General features: G+C 72.1%; 17 protein-coding genes. 8 read left to right on the top strand and 9 right to left on the bottom strand.

The features are described from left to right. Nucleotides 1-40: 40 nt before the first annotated feature. Nucleotides 41-1378: a C4-dicarboxylate transporter DctA gene (dctA, locus tag ACWEV3_RS03280; protein WP_358574241.1), complete on the bottom strand. Its 1338-nt coding sequence runs from the start codon at nucleotides 1376-1378 to the stop codon at nucleotides 41-43. A gap of 314 nt (nucleotides 1379-1692) precedes the next feature. Between dctA and ACWEV3_RS03285 the strand changes: the two genes are divergently transcribed. Continuing rightward, complete coding sequence (locus ACWEV3_RS03285; protein ID WP_452612320.1) at nucleotides 1693-2181, top strand: GtrA family protein; 489 nt, start codon at nucleotides 1693-1695, stop codon at nucleotides 2179-2181. A 157-nt stretch (nucleotides 2182-2338) separates the two neighbouring features. On the opposite strand, the gene ACWEV3_RS03290 is transcribed toward ACWEV3_RS03285, so the two are convergent. The 4 genes from ACWEV3_RS03290 to ACWEV3_RS03305 form a co-directional block, all read right to left on the bottom strand. After that, nucleotides 2339-3145: an IclR family transcriptional regulator gene (locus ACWEV3_RS03290; RefSeq protein WP_452612321.1), complete on the bottom strand. Its 807-nt coding sequence runs from the start codon at nucleotides 3143-3145 to the stop codon at nucleotides 2339-2341. Between the two features lie 64 nt (nucleotides 3146-3209). Continuing rightward, a complete protein-coding gene (locus tag ACWEV3_RS03295; RefSeq protein WP_452612322.1) occupies nucleotides 3210-4493 on the bottom strand; it encodes an MFS transporter in 1284 nt (427 codons plus the stop codon). Between the two features lie 40 nt (nucleotides 4494-4533). Continuing rightward, nucleotides 4534-5301: an SDR family NAD(P)-dependent oxidoreductase gene (locus ACWEV3_RS03300; RefSeq protein WP_452612323.1), complete on the bottom strand. Its 768-nt coding sequence runs from the start codon at nucleotides 5299-5301 to the stop codon at nucleotides 4534-4536. Nucleotides 5302-5330: 29 nt separating this feature from the next. Beyond that, nucleotides 5331-6164, bottom strand: coding sequence for a sugar phosphate isomerase/epimerase family protein (locus ACWEV3_RS03305; RefSeq protein WP_452612324.1), 834 nt, complete (start codon nucleotides 6162-6164; stop codon nucleotides 5331-5333). Between the two features lie 136 nt (nucleotides 6165-6300). On the opposite strand from ACWEV3_RS03305, the gene ACWEV3_RS03310 reads away from it, so the two are divergent. Next, on the top strand, nucleotides 6301-7173 hold the full coding sequence (locus tag ACWEV3_RS03310; protein ID WP_452612325.1) for a LysR family transcriptional regulator: 873 nt from the start codon (nucleotides 6301-6303) through the stop codon (nucleotides 7171-7173). On the opposite strand, the gene ACWEV3_RS03315 is transcribed toward ACWEV3_RS03310, so the two are convergent. Continuing rightward, on the bottom strand, nucleotides 7174-8049 hold the full coding sequence (locus ACWEV3_RS03315) for a nuclease (protein WP_452612326.1): 876 nt from the start codon (nucleotides 8047-8049) through the stop codon (nucleotides 7174-7176). Between the two features lie 221 nt (nucleotides 8050-8270). On the opposite strand from ACWEV3_RS03315, the gene ACWEV3_RS03320 reads away from it, so the two are divergent. Then, the gene (locus tag ACWEV3_RS03320; RefSeq protein ID WP_452612327.1) at nucleotides 8271-11447 is read left to right on the top strand and encodes an arabinosyltransferase domain-containing protein; all 3177 of its coding nucleotides are present in this window, start codon (nucleotides 8271-8273) and stop codon (nucleotides 11445-11447) included. Between the two features lie 187 nt (nucleotides 11448-11634). Next, a complete protein-coding gene (locus tag ACWEV3_RS03325; RefSeq protein ID WP_452612328.1) occupies nucleotides 11635-12555 on the top strand; it encodes an AEC family transporter in 921 nt (306 codons plus the stop codon). 54 nt (nucleotides 12556-12609) lie between these two features. Here ACWEV3_RS03325 and ACWEV3_RS03330 read toward each other — a convergent pair whose 3' ends face one another. Continuing rightward, nucleotides 12610-13125, bottom strand: coding sequence for a lytic polysaccharide monooxygenase auxiliary activity family 9 protein (locus tag ACWEV3_RS03330; RefSeq protein WP_358574220.1), 516 nt, complete (start codon nucleotides 13123-13125; stop codon nucleotides 12610-12612). A gap of 330 nt (nucleotides 13126-13455) precedes the next feature. On the opposite strand from ACWEV3_RS03330, the gene ACWEV3_RS03335 reads away from it, so the two are divergent. From ACWEV3_RS03335 to ACWEV3_RS03345, 3 genes are all read left to right on the top strand, one after another. After that, entirely contained in the window at nucleotides 13456-13755 is a 300-nt protein-coding gene (locus ACWEV3_RS03335) for a hypothetical protein (RefSeq protein WP_452612329.1), read from the top strand. Then, complete coding sequence (locus ACWEV3_RS03340) at nucleotides 13752-14597, top strand: PhzF family phenazine biosynthesis protein (protein WP_452612330.1); 846 nt, start codon at nucleotides 13752-13754, stop codon at nucleotides 14595-14597. Before ACWEV3_RS03335 ends, ACWEV3_RS03340 begins: the two co-directional genes overlap by 4 nt. A gap of 111 nt (nucleotides 14598-14708) precedes the next feature. After that, nucleotides 14709-15140 (top strand): protein-tyrosine phosphatase family protein, encoded by a 432-nt coding sequence (locus ACWEV3_RS03345; RefSeq protein ID WP_452612331.1) that lies wholly within the window; start codon nucleotides 14709-14711, stop codon nucleotides 15138-15140. 4 nt (nucleotides 15141-15144) lie between these two features. Here ACWEV3_RS03345 and ACWEV3_RS03350 read toward each other — a convergent pair whose 3' ends face one another. After that, nucleotides 15145-15420, bottom strand: coding sequence for a hypothetical protein (locus tag ACWEV3_RS03350; protein WP_452612332.1), 276 nt, complete (start codon nucleotides 15418-15420; stop codon nucleotides 15145-15147). Between the two features lie 116 nt (nucleotides 15421-15536). Next, the gene (locus tag ACWEV3_RS03355) at nucleotides 15537-16382 is read right to left on the bottom strand and encodes a hypothetical protein (protein ID WP_452612333.1); all 846 of its coding nucleotides are present in this window, start codon (nucleotides 16380-16382) and stop codon (nucleotides 15537-15539) included. Nucleotides 16383-16645: 263 nt separating this feature from the next. On the opposite strand from ACWEV3_RS03355, the gene ACWEV3_RS03360 reads away from it, so the two are divergent. After that, a complete protein-coding gene (locus tag ACWEV3_RS03360; protein ID WP_452612334.1) occupies nucleotides 16646-17845 on the top strand; it encodes an MmgE/PrpD family protein in 1200 nt (399 codons plus the stop codon). Nucleotides 17846-17867 lie beyond the last annotated feature (22 nt).

Consider the following 17867-nt stretch of genomic DNA (forward strand, 5'->3'; position numbering starts at 1 on the left):
CCACCGGAGCCCGCCCCGACACGCGCCCGGCGCGGACAGGTCAGGCCTTGGCGGGTTCGTCCTCCTCGCGGGGGAGCGGGGGTGCGGACGCCGGGTCGGCGAGGGTGGCGACGGCCCGGTCGCGATCGAGCGCTCCGTCCCACTTGGACACGATGAACGTCGCCACGCAGTTGCCCAGCAGGTTGGTCACCACCCGCATGGTGTCCATGATCCGGTCCGCGCCGAGCATCAGGGCGACCGCGGCCACCGGGATGACGCCGACCGCCGAGGCCGTCGCGGACAGCGCGATGAACGCCGAGCCGGGGATGCCGGCCATGCCCTTGGAGGTGAGGATCAGCACCAGCACCACGGTGATCTGCTGCCCGATGGTGAGGTCCACGCCGACGGCCTGGGCCATGAACAGCGTCGCCAGCGACAGGTAGATGGACGCGCCGTCGAGGTTGAACGAGTACCCGGTCGGGATGACGAGTCCGACCGCTTCCTTGCGGCAGCCCGCGCGTTCGAGCTTCTCCATGATCCGCGGCATCACGACCTCGCTGGACGCGGTGCCGATGGCCAGCGCGAATTCCTCCCGCGTGTAGCGCAGGAACTTCAGGATGCTCAAGCCCGTGAAGGCCTTGAGCAGCGCGCCGAGCACGACGCAGAACAGCAGTGCCGCGCCGTAGCAGGCGCCGATCAGGGTGGCGTAGGTGCTCAGCGAGGACAGCCCGTACTGGCCGATGAGGTAGGCCATCGAGCCGAACACCGCGATCGGGGCCAGCCGCATCACGTAGCCGATGATCTTGAAGATGATCTCGCCGGTCTGCTCGATGAAGGCGAACACCTGCGGCGCGCGCCCGATCCCGATGTGCAGCAGCCCGGCGGCGAACAGCACCGCCAGCAGAAGGACCTGCAGCAGCTCGTTGTCGGCGAAGGCCGCCACCGCGCTCTCCGGGATCATGTGCAGCACGAACTCGGCCGGACCGGGCATCTGCTCGCCGTGCGTCTTGGCGGTCACGCCGGAGGTGTCCAGCGTCGCCGGGTCGATGTCCAGCCCCGCGCCGGGCTGGACGAGGTTGCCGGCGACGAGGCCGAGGGCGAGGGCGGCGGTGGTGACCACCTCGAAGTAGATCAGCGCCTTGAGCCCGATCCGCCCGACCGAACGCATGTCCCCGGCCTTGGCGATGCCGACCACGACCACGCAGAAGATCAGCGGCGCGATCACCATCTTGATCAGCCGGATGAACCCGTCGCCGATCGGTTTGAGGGCACCGCCGAACTCGGGCCAGAAGTGGCCGACTGCGATGCCGATGACGGCTGCGATGAGCACCTGGACGAACAGCGAGGACAGCACCCTCGACACGCGGCCGCGCCGGACCGGCGACGCTGGCTGAGCCACGTCGGCCTCCCAATTCCTCAATGTGGAAGTATACTTCGCAAATTTCTGGGAGTGTGCGTGTCCGGTCGGCCGGAGTCAAGGGGCCGGATCGCGATCGGTCCGCCGCCGAACGGCGTCCTCGCTCGTCGGCCCCAAGATCACCAGATCGGTCGAATCATGATCTGTGACGAGTCGATCACAATGGGTCACATGCACCGGTGGGCCCGGGAGGGCGGCCGCCGTTCCCAGCGTTCTCCCAGGTTGTTCATGCGGCCCTCCCGCACGGCCGAACTAGCTTGACCGCAGATCTGAACCGTCGCGTTGGAGTGGGGTCGATGAAGGGCGTGGCTGCGCGCGAACCGAAGGCGGTCACCCCCGGTGCGGTCGATCGGATTCGCCCGGCCAAGCGCGACGACGTCGTTGGCCAGGCCGCGCTGTTCGCCGTCGTCGGCGTGCTCGCCACCGCGGCGAACGCGGTGCTCTACGTGCTGCTGCGGGGCATCTTCCCGGTTGGTGCGTCGAACTTCTGCTCGCTGCTGATCACGACCGCGGCCAGCAGTGCGGCGCACCGGCACTTCGCGTTCGCCGCCCGCGATGAGCACCGGGCCCGGATGCACCTGCAGACCCTCGCGGTGTTCGCCTTCTACTGCGTGTCCAACAACATCGCGCTGGGCCTGCTCGGGCTGGCCGTCGAAGATCCCTCCAGCGTCGCGGAGGCCGCCGCTGTCGCCGCGCTGAGCGTCATCGGCGGCACCACCCGCTTCGCCGTGATGCGGCTGTGGGTGTTCAGCCGCTCAGCCGGTCACCGCGCCAGCTGGGAGTAGCGCGAGGCGTCGCCGCTGCGGACACCGTCGATGCGCACCGGACGTCGCCGGCGGGGGTGACCCGGTGCCGCCGGCGCGGCTGGTCGGGAATCAGGGTCACGGGTGGGGCACTTCGAGCACGTCCGCGACCGCTGGTCCTCCGGGCCGTGGCGGGGACTCACGGCCCGGAGCGTTCGTGGGTGGCCGTCGGGGGCAGGGCTGCGGCTCGGGGAGAGCCGAGGGCCCGGGAGAGACCGCGGGCGGCCGCCCGGACCACCGGGACCAGCGTCATCGGGTCGCTGGTCTCGGCCGGGACGACCAGGGACAGCGCCGCGATCACGTTGTCCGCATCGCCGCGGACCGGGGCCGCCACCGAGAGGGTGGACAACTCGATCTGCCGGTCGCTGATCGCGAAGCCGTTCTTGCGGACGTCGGCCAGCACCCCGCGCAGCCGTCGCGGGTCGGCGAGCGTCAGATCCGTGAACCGCTTCAGCGGCCCTTCCAGCACCGCCTCCTGCAACTCGCGGTCGGCGTGCGCGAGCAGGACGAGGCCGACGCCGGTGGCGTGCAGCGGCAGCCTGCCGCCCGGCCGGGACACCACCGGCACGGCATCCCGTCCGGAAATGCGCTCCAGGTAGACGACCTCGTGGCCGTCGAGGACGCCGAGCTGCGCGTTCTGCCGGGTGGCCTCGTAGAGGTCGCCGAGGAACGGCATGGCGACCTCGCGCAGGAACGTGCCGCGCGGCGTCAGCGCGGCGAGCTCGTAGATCCGCAGGCCGATGCGGTAGCAGCCGTCGTCGTCGCGTTCCAGCGCGCCCCACCCGGCGAGCTCGCCGACCAGGCGGTGCGTCGTGGTCAGCGACAGGCCGCTCTGGCGGCTGATCGCCGACAGCGTCAGGGACGGCCGCTCCGGCGAGAAGGTCTCCAGGATCCGGAACAGCCTGGAGGCCACGCTCGGCGCTCCCGCCCCGCTGCGCTCGCCCACGACATCCCCCCTGGTGCTCCGACCGGCCCATTCTCGCCCGGCCGGAGACACGAGGCGGAACCCCCTACCGGGCGATGCGCCGCACATCGCGCTCCGGGTTCACCAGCAGCGCGAAGCACAGCCCGCCGAGGGCGACGAGACCGCCGAACACCAGGAACGCGAGCGTGTAGCCCGCCTGCGGGGTTTCGGCCACGTCGAGCAGCTTGCCGGTGAAGATCGGGCTCAGCACGCCCGCGCTCGTGCCCAGCGCGGTCAGCACACCGAGGGCCCCGGCGCGCTGACCCGGCGGCACGATCTCGGCGACCACCGGGTTGCTGACCGTCTGCACGGTGGTGGACACGCCGTAGCCGATCATCAGCGTGATCACGGCCAGCACCGGGCTGTGGACCCACGGAAGCAGGCACAGCACCAGCCCGGCGAGCACCAGGCACGCCCCGCCGAACAAACCCCGCGCGACGCGGGAGCGCACACCCCGGCGCAGCATCCGGTCGCTGACCGCGCCCACCGCCAGCAGCGCCACGATCGCCATCGCGCTCGGCAGGCCGAACAGCGAACCGGAGACCGCCGCGGAGAACCCGAGCCCGTGCTGGAAGTACGACGGCAACCAGGTGAAGATCACCGCGGCGAGCGCGCCCTGCGTGAAGTAGGCGAGCAGCGCGCCGATGAACGTGCCGCTGAACAGGAAACGACGCCACGGAACGCGTTCGGCGGGAGCCGCGGCGGCGATTTCCGAGGCGGTGGAGTACGGCCCCATCTTGCCGACGGCCAGCCAGGCCGCGCTCCACACCAGCGCGAGCAGCCCGACCGTGACGAATCCGGCGCGCCAGCCGAAGGCGACGATGATCAGCGTGACCACCGGGGCGAACGCGATCTTGGCGATGGCCGCGCCGCTGGTGATCAGCGACGCGGGCAGGCCGCGCCGGTGGTTGGGGAACCAGGAGTACGCCGTGACGTGCGACATCGGCTGCGCCGGGCCTTCCGCCGCGCCGACCGCCAGCCGGCTCGCGAACAGCACGCCGCCGGTCACCGCGAACAGGGCGGGCACCTGGCCGAGCGCCCACATCAGCCCGCACGCGAGCAGCACCCAGCGCGGCGAGATTCGGTCGGCGAGGAAGCCGACGACCAGGCAGGTGATGCCGAACAGCAGGTAGGACGCGCCGCTGATGGAGCCGAACTCGGCCGACGAGAGGTGCAGCTCCTGCTTCAGCGGCTGCGCCACCAGCCCCAGCAGGGCCTTGTCCAGGAACACGACCACCGAGCAGGCCACCACCACGGCCAGCACGGTCCAGGCGCGCCGCCTGCTCGGTTCGACGGCCACGGCCGGCCGCTGGTCTTGGGTTGTCGTCACAGTGGTTCCTCCACGTTGAGGGTTCGGGTGCTGGATCCGCTCACGGGGCGGGAGCGAGCTGCGCGCCGCCGCAGACGTGCAGCACCTCGCCGGTGATGAAGCCCGCCTGCGGGGAGGCGAGGAAGGCGACCGCGCTGGCCACGTCCTCGGGCGTGGCCAGCCGCCGGATCGGCGTCATCTTCTGGTGGCGCGCGAGGAATTCCGCGAATTCCTCGTCGCTGCGGCCCTGCCTGGTGAACGGGGTCACGACCATGCTCGGGGCGACCGCGTTCACGGTGACGTCCAGCGGCGCCAGCTCCAGCGCGAGCGCGCGGGTCAGGCCGACCACGCCCGCCTTGGACGCCGTGTAGGCCAGCGGCCCGCCGGAGAGCCAGGTCCGCGAGGAGATGTTCACGACGCGGCCGGCCCCGGCGGCCCGCCACAGCGGAACGGCGGCCTGGCACAACGCCGTCGGGCCCCAGAGGTTGACCCGCATCACCGGATCCCAGTCCCGCGGGCCGACCGAAGTCAGATCGGCGCGCCGGTTGACCGCGGCGTTGTTGACCAGCTGGTCGAGCCGGCCGAACTCGTCCCGCAACCGCGCCATCGCGCGCTCAACGGAATCCACATCGGACACATCGGCGGCCCAGCCCTCGACGCGGCGGTCGGTACCGGACCGCAACCGGGCGGCCTCGCGCGCGACGCCATCGGCGTCCACGTCGAGCAGCACCACGTCGGAGCCGTCGGCGGCCAGTCTGGCGGCGATCGCGGCGCCGAGCGCGCCGGCGCCACCGGTCACCAGCGCAACGCGCCGGTCAGCAGCATTCATCTCTTCCGAATCCTTCGGGTCGAACTGGATCAGTGCGCGAAATCGCCGTGGTGGCGCAGGAATTCCGCGTTGTGCCGGAGCGCCTCGACCGGTGCCCGGTCGGTGCTGAAGTCCTCGACGGACACCCAGCCGTCGTAGCCCGCATCGGCGAGCACCCGCAGGAGCGCGGGCACGTCGAGCACACCGTCGTCGATCGGCGTCCACCGCGGCCGCCAGACCCCGCCGCCGTCGGGGCGGGTGAACGCGGCGTTCTTCACATGCACGTGCGCGAGGTGCGTGCCCAGCAGCTCCACGGCCATCCGGTGGTCCTCGTAGCCTTCGAGGACCAGGTTCCCGGCGTCGTAGATGACGCCCACGCAGTCCGGGTCGAAGCGCGAGACCAGCCTTTCGGCCAGCGAAGCGCTCGGCGCGATGCTGCGCTGGTGGATCTCCAGCAGCCCGCGAACCCCGGTCCGCCGGGAAAGCCGCTCGACACCGGAGAAGAACTCGACGGCGCGGGCGAACAAGTCGCTGAACGGCTCGTCGTTGCGCCACGGCGCGCGAAGGCGGATCCACGGCGCGCCGCAAGCCCGGGCCAGCGACATCCCGTGCGCCACGCCGTCGAGGTCTCCGGTGTCCACATAGGTGCCCAGCCCGATGACGTGCAGCTGGGCTGCTTCGCACAGCGCAGCCGCGCGGGCGACGGCGTCGTGCGTCGGTGCGACGGTGCACCGGTTGTTGGTGAAGAAGTCCGGCACCCCGGCGTCGCCGGGCGGAGTGCCGATGCGCCATTCGATTCCCGAATAAGTGGCGGCCTTCGCCTCGTACACCGCCTGCGCCGGGGTCAGGTCGGGCAGGCAGATCGAGTACACGCCGAGCTTCATCGAAATTCCTCGTCTTGCGCTTGTTCGTGCGGCGCCGGAGGGGCGCGCCGACTCATTAGAAGCCATCCCGCTGAGCCCGGTCCAAGTCCTAACGCGTATCCCCAGTTATGCTCCAGCGCTATAACCGGGAGGTGACATGGACTTTCGGCAGCTGCGCTACTTCCTCGCGATCGCCGAGCAGGGCTCGTTCAACAAGGCCGCCGCACACCTCCTGGTCTCGCAGCCTTCGCTGACCCGGCAGATGGCGGCGCTCGAACGGCAACTCGGGCAGGCGCTGTTCGAGCGGACGCCGCGCGGCGTGACGCTCACCGCGGCGGGTTCGGCGCTGCTCGGGCACGCCCGGCAGCTGCTCGCGCTGGAGCGCTCCACCCGGGACGTCGTCGCCGGGGCGCAGCCCCCGCGCGAGATCGTGGTGATCGGCGTGCCGCCGGGTGTCCCGGACGACTGGCTGGTGCGGCTCGTCGGCGAGCTCCAACGGGAGGTGCCGCGCTGTGACCTGAACTACCGCGAAGCGGGCAGCACCGAGCAGCTCCTGCTGCTGCGGCAGGGCCGGCTCGACATCGGCATCGTGCACCAGGCGCCGCCGGCCGAGTACGACTCCAAGCTGCTGTGGCAGGAACCGCTCGGAGTCGCGGTCCGGCCGACGCACCCGCTGGCCGGCGACGACGACTGGCGGCTCGCCGACCTCGACGGGCTGCGGGTGCTGGTGCACTCCCGCGAGCAGGTGCCGACCCAGCAGGACAGCCTGACGGCCGCGGCCACCGCCGCGGACGTGCGCCCGCAGTGGATGTTCCAGCACTTCGTCGCGCACGCGCGGGCCTGCGCCGAGGCGGCGCGGGCCGACGCGGTGCTGGTCGGCAGGCACACCGCGGCGCAGCAGCTGCCCGACTGGCCGTGGCGGCGGTTGCGGGACCTGTCGCTGGCGATGACCACCTGGCTCGCGCGACCGGTGAACACCCGCACCGTCGTGCAGGACGTCGCCGACGCGTTGATCGGGATGGGCCGGTGATCAGGCCTCGGTGAAGACGATCCGCTCCGGCTCGACCGTCAGGCGGATGTTCTGGCGGCGGACCTCGACGAGGGTCTCCAGTTCGGTGGCGTGGCCGTCGGGGACCGTGAACAGCCGGTCGTCGCGGGTGTCGAGGTACTCGGCGAAGCCACCCAGCGACGCCCCGCCGGACTCCTCCAGTTCGAGGTAGTCGGCCAGCCGCCGGAACAGCTTCGGCAGCAGCACCGCCTCGTCCTGGAGCTGCTCGCGGGAGCGCACCCGCAGCCCTTCCAGCGTCGCGTCCGCCGCCCACACGCCCTGCTTCGCGTCCCTGGCGGCGATCGCGGCCTCCGCCATGCTCTGGCGCAGGTCGGGGAACAGCTTGGAGTAGAAGGTCGGGTACACCAGGCCCGCGGTCAGCAGCGCGTGGTTCGCCGACGCCTGCAGGCCCTTCGGGTCCAGGTGGACTTCGCCGCCATCGGTGGAGCGGCCCGGTCGCCGGCCGGGGAAGGCGAAGGCCACCGCCCGGCCGTACTTGTCCGCGAACCGGGTCAGGATGTGGCCGGGCGCCTCTTCGGGGGTGCTCGCCGTGACCGCACCATCGTCGTTGCGCTCGAAAGCGGTGAAACCCAGGTGCCGCAGCAGCGCTTCCGAGGCGGCGTTCGCCAGTTCGGCCGGCTGGTGCCACATCTCGCTTCCGCGCGCCTGCGGCCGGTAGTGCGTCTCCAGCGCGTCGATGCCCTCTAATCGGAGCTGGGCGCCGCCGCGCGAGTTCAGCCGCACGGACAGGCCCGCCTTGGCGAACGCCTTCGGGTCGGTGGGGTAGAAGCGGATCGAGTCGCCGTCGGGCGAGGCGCCGATGATCCGGAAAGTGCCCTTGATCAACGTGAAAGTCATGCTGATCACGGTAATGAAGGCGTCGTCCGCAGTGGACCGCTTCCACCCGGACAGCCCAGCCCCCGAGAACCGCCTCACAGCCACCCGCGCCAGCGGGAGGATCGCGCTGCGTACCGGTCCGGGTGCATAGCGCGAAGAGGTTCCGCCGGTTGTCGGTTCGTCGGCGCGCCTCTCTAAGCTCTTCGGGTTGGGACTTTTCGGAAAGCAGAGGTGGCGGTCGCGTGACTGAGCGGTCCGTGCAGGTCACGCGTCGTGGACCGGCGTCGAAATCGGCGCGCCGCTGGGCGGCCGTGCTGGGCCTGTTCTCCGCGCTGCTGGCGCTCGCGGTGCCGTTCCTGCCCGTCGAGCACGAAATCACGACGCTGCGGTGGCCGACCGCGCGGGGCACCGAACCGGTGTCGGCGCCGCTGGTCGGGCACGCGCCGCTGTGGCTCGCGGCGGAGGTGCCGTGCGCGGCGGCGCGCAGCCTGGACGCGCGCATCGACGGCCCCGGCGTGCTGGTCGCCACCAACGCGCCGTCATCGGAGTACGGCGGGCTGACCGGGCTCACGCTGCAGGTCGACGGCGGGCAGGTCGCGCTGTGGTCCAGGGGGCATCAGGCCGGCACCGCCGCGCTGCCGGCGGGCGACTGCTCGATCTCGGTGCGCTCGGACGCCGCCGGCATGCAGGCCGCGGTGGGCGGCGTCGCGCTGGCCACCGTGCCCGGCGACACCCGGCCGCAGCTGACCGGCATCTACTCGCAGCTCGACGCGGCGGCCGACGACGTCCGCGGCCTGTCCTTCGAGGCGCGGGTGGACAACCGCTTCGCGACCCAGGCGACGCCGCTGAAGGTCGCCGTGATGGTGCTGGCCGTCCTGGCGTTCCTCGGCTCGATGGTGGCGTTGCGGCGCATGGAGGTCCGCCGCGCGCCGCGCTGGGCGCCCGAGCGGTGGTGGCGGCCGAAGGTCCGCGACGTGGTCGTCCTCGGCGCGCTGGGCGTGTGGTGGTTGATCGGTGCGATGACCGCCGACGACGGCTACATCCTGACCATGCTGCGCGCCTCCGACAGCGCCGGGTACGTCACCAACTACTTCCGCTGGTTCGGCAACCCGGAATCGCCGTTCGGGTGGTTCTACGAGCTCTACGCGCTGTGGGTGCAGATCTCGCCCGCGACGCCGTGGGTGCGGTTGCCCGCGTTGTTCCTCGGCGTCGTCAGCTGGCTGCTCGTCAGCCGCGGCGTGCTGCCGCGGCTCGGGCAGCAGGTGCGCCGCAGCGAGTCCGCTGGCTGGGCCGCCGCCGCGGTGTTCCTGGCCTTCTGGCTGCCGTACAACAACGGCCTCCGCCCGGAACCGGTCGTCGTGGCGTTCTTCCTGCTCGCGCTGTGCGCGGTCGAACGCGCCGTGGCCACCCGGCGGCTGACGCCCGCCGCGCTCGGGCTGCTCGCGGCGGCGCTGGGCCTGGGGGCGAACCCGCACGGCATGGTCGCGATCCTGCCGTTCGTCGTGGCCGCCAAGCCGCTGCTCCGGATGCTGTGGCAGCGGGTGCGGGAACGCGGCGCGCTGCCGGTGCTGGCTCCCGTCGCGGCGGCCGGGCTGGTGATCCTGGTCGGCGTCTTCTTTGACCAGACGCTGCAGTCCGTGCTGGATTCGGTGGCGCTGAAGACCAAGTTCGGGCCGAACGAGCAGTGGTTCGAGGAGCTCAGCCGCTACGACCGGCTGTTCGGGCCGTGGCCGGACGGGTCGCTGACGCGCCGGTTCCCCGTGCTGCTGCTCATCCTGTGCATCGTGGCCAGCGGCGTCGTGCTGCTGCGCCGGCACAAGATCCGGGGCGCCGCGCTCGGCCCGAGCCGCCGCGTGCTGGCGGTCGCCGCGCTGAGCTTCGTGGTGCTGGCCATGACCCCGACGAAGCACACGCACCACTTCGGGATGCTCGCCGGGATCGGCGCGGTGGTGGCCGCGCTGACGGCGCTGGCGACGAGCGAGGCGGTGCTGCGGTCCCGGCGCAACAGGGCCGGGTTCTTCGCCGGCCTCATGGTCATCTGCGCGTTCTCGGTCACCGGCACGAACTCGTGGTGGTACGTCTCCGGCTGGGGCGTGCCGTGGTTCGACCGGGCGCCGAGCCTCGACGGGCGCAGCGCGAGCACGTACTTCCTGGTGGCCGCGGCGATCGCCGGCATCGTCGCCATGGTCGAGCACCTGCGGCACGACGAACTGCCGGTGATCACGCCGGAGGCGCGGCGGCGGGTGCTCAGCCTCGGCGCCGCCCCGCTGACGTTCACCTGCGCGGTCCTGCTGGTCGGCGAGGTGGCGCTGTTCGCGGCGGGCATGCAGCGGCAGCGCGACGGCTACAGCCTCGGCGCGGACAACATCAAGCAGCTCGCCGGTTCCAGCTGCGGGCTCTCCGACTACGTCGGCGTCGAGACCGATCCGCGCAGCGGCGTGCTGGCGCAGTCGCACATCCAGCCGCGGACCGAGAGCGCGGTGTCGGCGAGCCGCCGCACCGAGCAGAAGTCCGGCGACTACCTCGCAGCCACCGCAACGGGTTTCCACCGCTTCGGCTACCCGGAGGGCAAGCACTGGACCCCGCCGTTCAGGTTCGGCGGCGACGACGCGCCGGTGTGGGGCACCTACGCCGCAGACGGGCCGCTCACCGGCGAGCTGCGCACCCCGTGGTTCGACCTGCCCCCGCAGGCCACCAGCGGCGAGGCCCCGGTGGTGCTGTCCTTCGGCGGCGACGCGACGGGCGTGAACGCGCTCGGCGTCGAATGGGGCCGGGACACCCCGGAGGGCTTCGAGATCCTGGGCCGCGTCGACGTCGCCCAGCTCAGCGGCATGTGGTTCGACCGCCGGTTCGTCGTGAGCGACGCGACCAAGGTCCGGGTGGTGGCCGTGGACCGCAAGATCGATTCCGGCGGCTGGATCGCCGTCAGCGCGCCGCGCGTGCCGCGGCTGACCAGCATGACGCAGGTGGTCGGCGACGCGCCGACCTTCGTGGAGTGGACCGCCGCGCTGGTGCACCCCTGCCTGAACCTGGCGCGCCTGCACAACGGGGTCGCCGAGCTGCCGCGGTTCCGGGTGGCCGGCGGCGGGATCATGCGCGACATGGGCCAGAGCTGGTCGGCGCCGGGCGCCGGCGGCCCGTTCGGCTGGCTCAACGTGGCGGGCAGCGTGCGGACGATGCCGACCTATCTCAAGGGCGACCTGCACCGCGACTGGGGCACGCTGTACCTGGTGGACGCCTACGAGGCGGACGCGCTGCCGGCGGAGGCCGCGATGGAGGTCCACCGCGAAACGCATTGGGGGCTTTGGAGTCCGGGCCCGCTGACGAAGGCGGTGAAGCTGCCCGGCGGTGCGCCCAGTTCGACCGGGCGCACCGACATCCGCCCTCTCGAGGAGATTCCGGCCGGCGACGCCGCGTGATCGGCTGTGAGCATCGCCATTCCGGCGGGGTAGCGGCGACCTAGATCGCTTAGGATCGCTAACCAACCAGTCGGAACCAGCCCGGAAGACGAAGCATGCCTCGCGCTCGAGAGCGGGTGGCCCGGCGCCGCCCGGCCGCCATCATCGTCCACTGTGGAATTCGCTCGCACCGGGAAGCGGAGGCGTCGTGTCCGGTGTGATCCAGGGCTTCGGCGTCATCGCCGCCATCGTGCTGATCGGCTACCTGCTGGGTCGCGGTGAGCTGCTCGGCGAGAACGCGCGCGAGGCGCTGACCCGGTTGTCGTTCTACGTCGGAACTCCCGCGCTGCTGCTGCAAATGCTCTCGGAATCCGACGTCTCGATCATCTTCTCCACCCCGCTGCTGGTCAGCGCGCTGAGCACGTTCGCCGCGGCTGGCCTGTTCGTGCTGGTCGGCCTGCTGCGCAGGTGGAACATCCGGCGCACGACCATCGGCGCGCTGTGCTCCAGCTACGTCAACGCCGGCAACCTCGGCATCCCGATCGCCGTTTACGTGCTCGGCGACGCGAGCCTGATCGCGCCGGTGATGCTGTTCCAGCTGCTGGTCATGACGCCCATCGGGCTGACCGTGATCGACTTCTCGCAGGGCGGGGAGCGTTCCTCGGCCTGGCTGCGGATCCTCGCGCCGTTCCGCAACCCGATCGTCATCTGCTCGCTGATCGGCGTCGCGATCTCGTTGAGTGGCTGGCGGATTCCGGCCCCGGTGCTGGAGCCGATCACCCTGCTCGGGCACCTGTCCGTGCCGACGGTGCTGCTGGCGTTCGGCATCTCGTTGCGCGGCAGCTCGTTGCCCGCGGGCGGCGCGGAGCGCTGGCCGGTTCTGCTGTCGGTGGGCCTGAAGTCGGTGGTGCACCCGGTGATCGCCTGGGCGATCGGCGCGGGCCTGTTCGGGCTGGAGGGCGCGACGCTGTTCGCGGCGGTGGTGGTCTCCGCGCTCCCGGCGGCGCAGAACCTCTTCGTCTACGCCTCGCGCTACAACGTGGGCGTGCGGCTGGCGCGCGAATCGATCCTGCTGTCCACGATCCTTTCGGTGCCGGTGCTTTTCGCCGTCACGGCACTGCTGGGCTGACGTGCCCGTGCGCCTCCGGGCGGCACCCCGGAGGCGCACGGGCCCCCTCGCCGGTCAGCCCACGTTGAGGTCGACGCAGGCGTAGAAGGCGTTGGCGGTGTCGGCGATGTTCCAGACGGCGAGCAGCTTCTGGCGGCCGCTCACCCCGCCGAGGTCGACGGTGTGGGAGAAGCGGTCCGGCGGCTGGGCGCCGTGGTCGTCGAACACCGCGACCCGGTTGCCGCCGATGAAGTACTCCCACGTCGTGGTGGAGTGGTTGGCGGTGATCGTCCAGTTGAAGTTCACCGTGTTGCCGACCTGCGTGGCCTTCCAGCCCTTGCCGTCGTCGTCGAGGTCGGAGAACCGGCCGTTCCCGCCGCTGCAGCTGGTCAGGCCCTTCGGGCCCTCGACGCTCTGCGGCTCCCACTTGATCTCGCCGCAGGGCACCGTCCCGGCGGCGCACTGGGCCTGGCGGCTCGGCGGCGAGTCGATGTAGCCGTGCGCGCCGGCGGTGCTGGTGGGTATCGCCACCAGGAAGGGCGCGATCGCCGCGCCGACGGCAGCGGCGGCGAGCTTTCGCTTCGAGTTCATCTCAGCTCCTTGTCGGTGCGGCCGGTGTTCCCGGCCGGCGTACCCCCCGAAATCCGGATCGGCGGTCGGCGGAGCCGCGCTCGGCGCCGGAGGAGCGGGAGGAGACCGGCCCGTCGACGACCGCTCATCGACTGGGCCTTCCCCGGAGTGCAGTGTGGTCTGGACCATACTGAGGCGGCGGAATCCGGTCAACGCCTGCGAAAACAGTCACCGCGATGGACCAGGACCACTCCGAGAAGTGGTCCGCCGGCGGGAATCGCGAAAATTGTCAGGGGTGCGCGGGAACATTCGGGTGTTCGCCGAAGTCGGGCCGTCGAGGGGGCGACCGGCATGAACCCGCAACAGCACATCGCCAATGCCCGAACCGCGCTGGGCGCCGCCGATCTCGGCGCGGCCGGTGATCCGGTCGTCGTCCTCGCCGACCTGGCGGCGATCGCCGAACTCCTCGGCCGCCTGGCCGAACAGGCCCGCCGGGACCTGGCGAGCTGGGCGACCGTCGGCCCGCACCTGGCGCAGGCCGGAGATCACGCCGCCGCGCTGGCGCGCAGCCTGCAGCACGCGGGCGGCACCCTCGCCTACAACACGTCGCCGCCGCGCGCGGCGGCGCTCCTGCGAGGATGGGAGGCGTGACAACTTCTGGCGCTACAGCGCGGCCTTTCGCCCAGGTCGATGTGTTCGCAGGCCCCGCCTACACCGGCAACCCGCTCGCGGTCGTGCTGAACGCGGAAGGCCTGAGCGACGACATGATGCAGCGGTTCGCCAGGTGGACGAACCTCTCCGAGACGACGTTCCTCCTGCCGCCGACCGAGTCCGGCGCCGACTACCGGGTGCGGATCTTCACGCCGTCCGGCGAGCTGCCCTTCGCTGGGCATCCCACCCTGGGCAGCTGCCACGCCTGGGCGAGCAGCCGCCCGGGTCCCGTTCCGGACCGGATCGTCCAGGAGTGCGCCGCGGGGCTCGTCGAGGTCCGCCGGACCGATGCCGGATACGCGTTCGCCGCCCCGCCGCTGCTGCGCTCCGGCCCGGCCGACGAGCGGCTTCGGGACGAGTTGGCGAGCGCGCTGAGCCTTGCGCCTGAAGCGATTCGCGACGCGCAGTGGGTCGACAACGGGCCGGGATGGGTTGCCGTCCTGCTCGACAGCGCGCAGTCGGTCCTGGACGTCCCGCTGCCCTCGGGAACGCACAAGATCGGCGTTGTCGGGCCGCATCCGGCGGGTGCGCCCTACGACTTCGAGGTGCGGGCCTTCTTCCCGGCGCCGAGCGGGGTGATCGAAGATCCCGTCACCGGCAGCCTGAACGCGGGGATCGCGCAGTGGCTGATCGGCACCGGGCAGGCCCCCGAGCACTACACCGCCCACCAGGGCACCGCGGTGGGCGCGGACGGCCGCGTCGTGATCGATCGCGACCCGGACGGCACCATCTGGGTCGGCGGCGCGGCGGTCACCCGCATCCAGGGCGAAGTGCGGCTCTGATCCCGCTGCGGCAACGGGGATCCCGATTGGCCACTGTGGACAGCGATGTGCTCGAGGGGCGAATCCGGATGGCTCACCACGAGTAGTTCGCCCGCCGCGTAGGGTGGCCGGGTGGGTGATTTGTGGGATCCCGCCGGGGCTGGAGTGCTCCGGTTGCCGTCCGGCCGCCTCGTCAGGGGGCGCGGCCTGCGAAATCCGCTGCCTTCCGGGGCGGCGCCGTCCTTCGGCGTCTACCTGCTCGGCAAGCCGCCGCCGGAGGTCGAGTGGGAGAGCTGCTGGCTGCGCTGGCCGGACTTCCGCCTGCCCGGCGACCGGGCGCAGGCGCGCGAGGTCCTGCGCGAAGCGTGGGAACGCGCCGATGCCGAGCGGGTGGAGCTCGCGTGTGCCGGCGGGCGGGGCCGGACCGGCACGGCGCTGGCCTGCCTAGCAGTCATCGACGGCGTCCCGGCGGGCGAGGCGGTCGCCTACGTCCGGGAGCACTACAACTCGCACGCGGTCGAGACGCCCTGGCAGAAGCGCTACGTCGCCCGCTTCTCCGCCTGATCGATCAGCCGGGGTCCTCCTGCCGCGTTTCCGCGATGAGCTTCTCGCACAGTTCGAGGCCGACCCTGAGGACGTCGGCGGGCAGCTGGCCGCGGCCGGCGGCGAGCGCCAGCTCGTCCAGGAAGCCGACCAGCACGTACCTGTCGGCGGGCACGATCGGCGCGCGGCCGACCGCGCTCTCGGCCTGCTGCCTGCGGGCGTGGCGGCGGACCGACTCGGCGGCCTGCGCGATGCGGTCGTGGTCGGCGCGGCGCTGGTAGAGCTGTCGTTGCGTGGTCACCGCCTTCGGCCCCGCTCGGGCGAAGGTGATTGCGCAAGCAAGTACTCGAACACGCGTTCTAGTCTGGCAGGGTCGCCCCTTGATCGCATCTCGCCGCTGACCTGCGGCGAAGCGGGTCAGCGGAAGGTCACCGCCGCCTCGGCCATCACCTCGTCCGGCTCGGTCCGCACGGTCATGTTCCCGTCCGGCCCGCCGCAGACCAGCACCGGATCGCCGGCGAACACCGGGCGCCGCAGCCGGTAGGCGATGCTCGCGATCTCGCGTTCCGGCTCCCGCTGCCGGGCCAGCTCGCTCATCAGCAGCACCAGGATCGGGCCGTGCACGACCAGGCCCGGGTATGCCTCGACGTCGCGCGCGTACGGCGCGTCGTAGTGGATGCGGTGCGAGTTCGCGGTCAGCGCGCTGAACCGGAACAGTCGCACCGGGTCGCCGGTGAAGGGCTGCTGCCATGCCGCGTCCGAGGCGGGCAGCGAGGCGGGGCGCGGCGCGTCCGGGCTCTTGGCGGCGCCTTCGCCGCTGCGGTAGACGAAGTCCTGCTCCTCGACGAACCGGACCTCGCCGTCCTGCCGGTACTCGCCGCGCACCGTCACGAACGCCATCTCGCCGGAACGGCCCTGCTTGGTCACCACGTCGGACAACGACGACGTGCGCTCGGCGGGGACGCCCAGCCGCAGCGGGCCGGTGATCGCCAGGCGGCCGCCGGCGAACATCCGGCGCCGGTCGGGGATGGGCGGCAGGAAGTGGCCGCCGGCCGGATGCCCGTCCTGGCCGAGCTCGTCGTGCCGCGGCCAGCTCAGGAAGTGCACCCAATGCCAGAGCGGCGGCAGCGCCTCGGCATCGGCGAACTCCGCCGGCGTCTCCAGCACCGCGGCCAGCGCCCGCGACGGCTCGGGGGACAGCGCGTCCGCCTCCGCCAGCGGCTCGGGTCGCCAGCCCTGCAGGTAGGTGTCGAGACCGGGCACGGGTCCTCCTTCCGGTCCGGGCCTGCGCCGGCCCGGCCGCTGCGGTGATTGGGCCGTACAAACTGTGGGCAAGTCTGTGCTCACCGCCGCGCGGCGTCAACGACCAGGTTCCGGAGTCGGCGGTGATTCCGCCAACAGGTCGCGGTTTCCGGCGAATGGCGGTAGGTCTTGACCGGGCGACACATTTGGCCGTACAAAGATTGACGTCCGGCTGATCGACGTGGCGACGCCGCAGGGCGTGGCGCGCTGGCGGAAAGGTCCCAATGGCATCCATCGCTGAGTCCCTCGCGCAGTGGGCGGCCGAGCTCGAACCGAGCGCGGAGGATCTCGCGCTCGCCCAGCGCTCCCTCGTCGACACCGCCGCGGTCACCCTGGCCGCCCGCAACCACCCGCTGACCGGGATCGCGGCCGGGCTGCCGGACGCGGCGCGCTGGGCGGCCATCGGTCACGTGCTGGACTTCGACGACCTGCACATCGAGTCGACCACGCACATCAGCGTCGTGACCGTCCCGGTCGTGCTCGCCACTGGCGGCGACGCCCGGGCGTACCTGGCGGGGGCGGGCGTGATGGCGCGCCTGGGCAGCGCACTGGGCTGGTCGCACTACTCGGCCGGCTGGCACGCCACCTGCACGGCCGGCGCACCGGCCGCCGCGGTCGCGGCCGGAATCGCGCTGGGCCTGTCCGCCGAGCAGCTGGCGACCGCGATGGCGCTGGCCGTCCCGGCCGCGGGCGGCGTGCAGAACGCCTTCGGCACTCACGGGAAGTCGCTGCAGGTCGGGTTCGCCGCGCAGGCCGGGGTTCGCGCGGCCGGGCTCGCGCGGGCGGGCGCGACGGCGGACCCGAGCGCGCTGGACGCCTGGCTGGACCTGGTCGGCGGCACCGGACGGCTGGACCTGGCGGGCCCGGCGGTGCCCGGCGGCCTGGCCATCAAGGTCTACCCCTGCTGCTACGCGATGCAGCGGCCGATCGCCGCGCTGCGCGACATCCGCCACGACATCCGGGGAGCGGTGCGCGGCGTGCGCGTCAGCACGCCGGAACCGACGGTCAAACCGCTGATCCACGACCGGCCCGGCACCGGCCTGGAGGGCAAGTTCAGCCTGCCCTACGCGGTGGCCACAGCGCTGCTCGACCACTACCCGGACTTCGCCGCGTTCACCGACGACGCCGTCAACCGGGAGAGCGCCCAGAGCCTGCTGCGGCAGGTCGAGGTGTCCTACACGCCGGGCGAGGAGGGCCTGCTCACCGGCGAGGTGGACATCGAGGTCGAACACGACGGGCCGGCCCTGCGGGTGAGCCTGGCGCAGCCGCCGGGCGCGCCGTCGCGGCCGCCGACCGAAGCGGAACTGCGCGAGAAGTTCACCGCCTGCGGCGAGGACGTGCCCGGGCTGCTGGCGGCGGCGGACTGGAAGTCCGTCCGCGAGCTGCTGCAGCGGACGTTCCCCCGCACCGGAGCGGTCGAGTGAGGATCGAGCACGGCAAGGGAGC

The sequence above is a fragment of the Saccharopolyspora sp. NPDC003752 genome (assembly GCF_053605825.1).

What these genes read in the sequence shown, in the direction of transcription:
- ACWEV3_RS03285 (WP_452612320.1), top strand. Translation starts at nt 1,693, where the DNA reads ATGAAGGGCGTGGCTGCGCGCGAACCGAAGGCGGTCACCCCCGGTGCG.
- ACWEV3_RS03305 (WP_452612324.1), bottom strand. Translation starts at nt 6,164, where the DNA reads ATGAAGCTCGGCGTGTACTCGATCTGCCTGCCCGACCTGACCCCGGCG.
- ACWEV3_RS03315 (WP_452612326.1), bottom strand. Translation starts at nt 8,049, where the DNA reads ATGACTTTCACGTTGATCAAGGGCACTTTCCGGATCATCGGCGCCTCG.
- ACWEV3_RS03335 (WP_452612329.1), top strand. Translation starts at nt 13,456, where the DNA reads ATGAACCCGCAACAGCACATCGCCAATGCCCGAACCGCGCTGGGCGCC.
- ACWEV3_RS03330 (WP_358574220.1), bottom strand. Translation starts at nt 13,125, where the DNA reads ATGAACTCGAAGCGAAAGCTCGCCGCCGCTGCCGTCGGCGCGGCGATC.
- ACWEV3_RS03360 (WP_452612334.1), top strand. Translation starts at nt 16,646, where the DNA reads ATGGCATCCATCGCTGAGTCCCTCGCGCAGTGGGCGGCCGAGCTCGAA.
- ACWEV3_RS03300 (WP_452612323.1), bottom strand. Translation starts at nt 5,301, where the DNA reads ATGAATGCTGCTGACCGGCGCGTTGCGCTGGTGACCGGTGGCGCCGGC.
- ACWEV3_RS03310 (WP_452612325.1), top strand. Translation starts at nt 6,301, where the DNA reads ATGGACTTTCGGCAGCTGCGCTACTTCCTCGCGATCGCCGAGCAGGGC.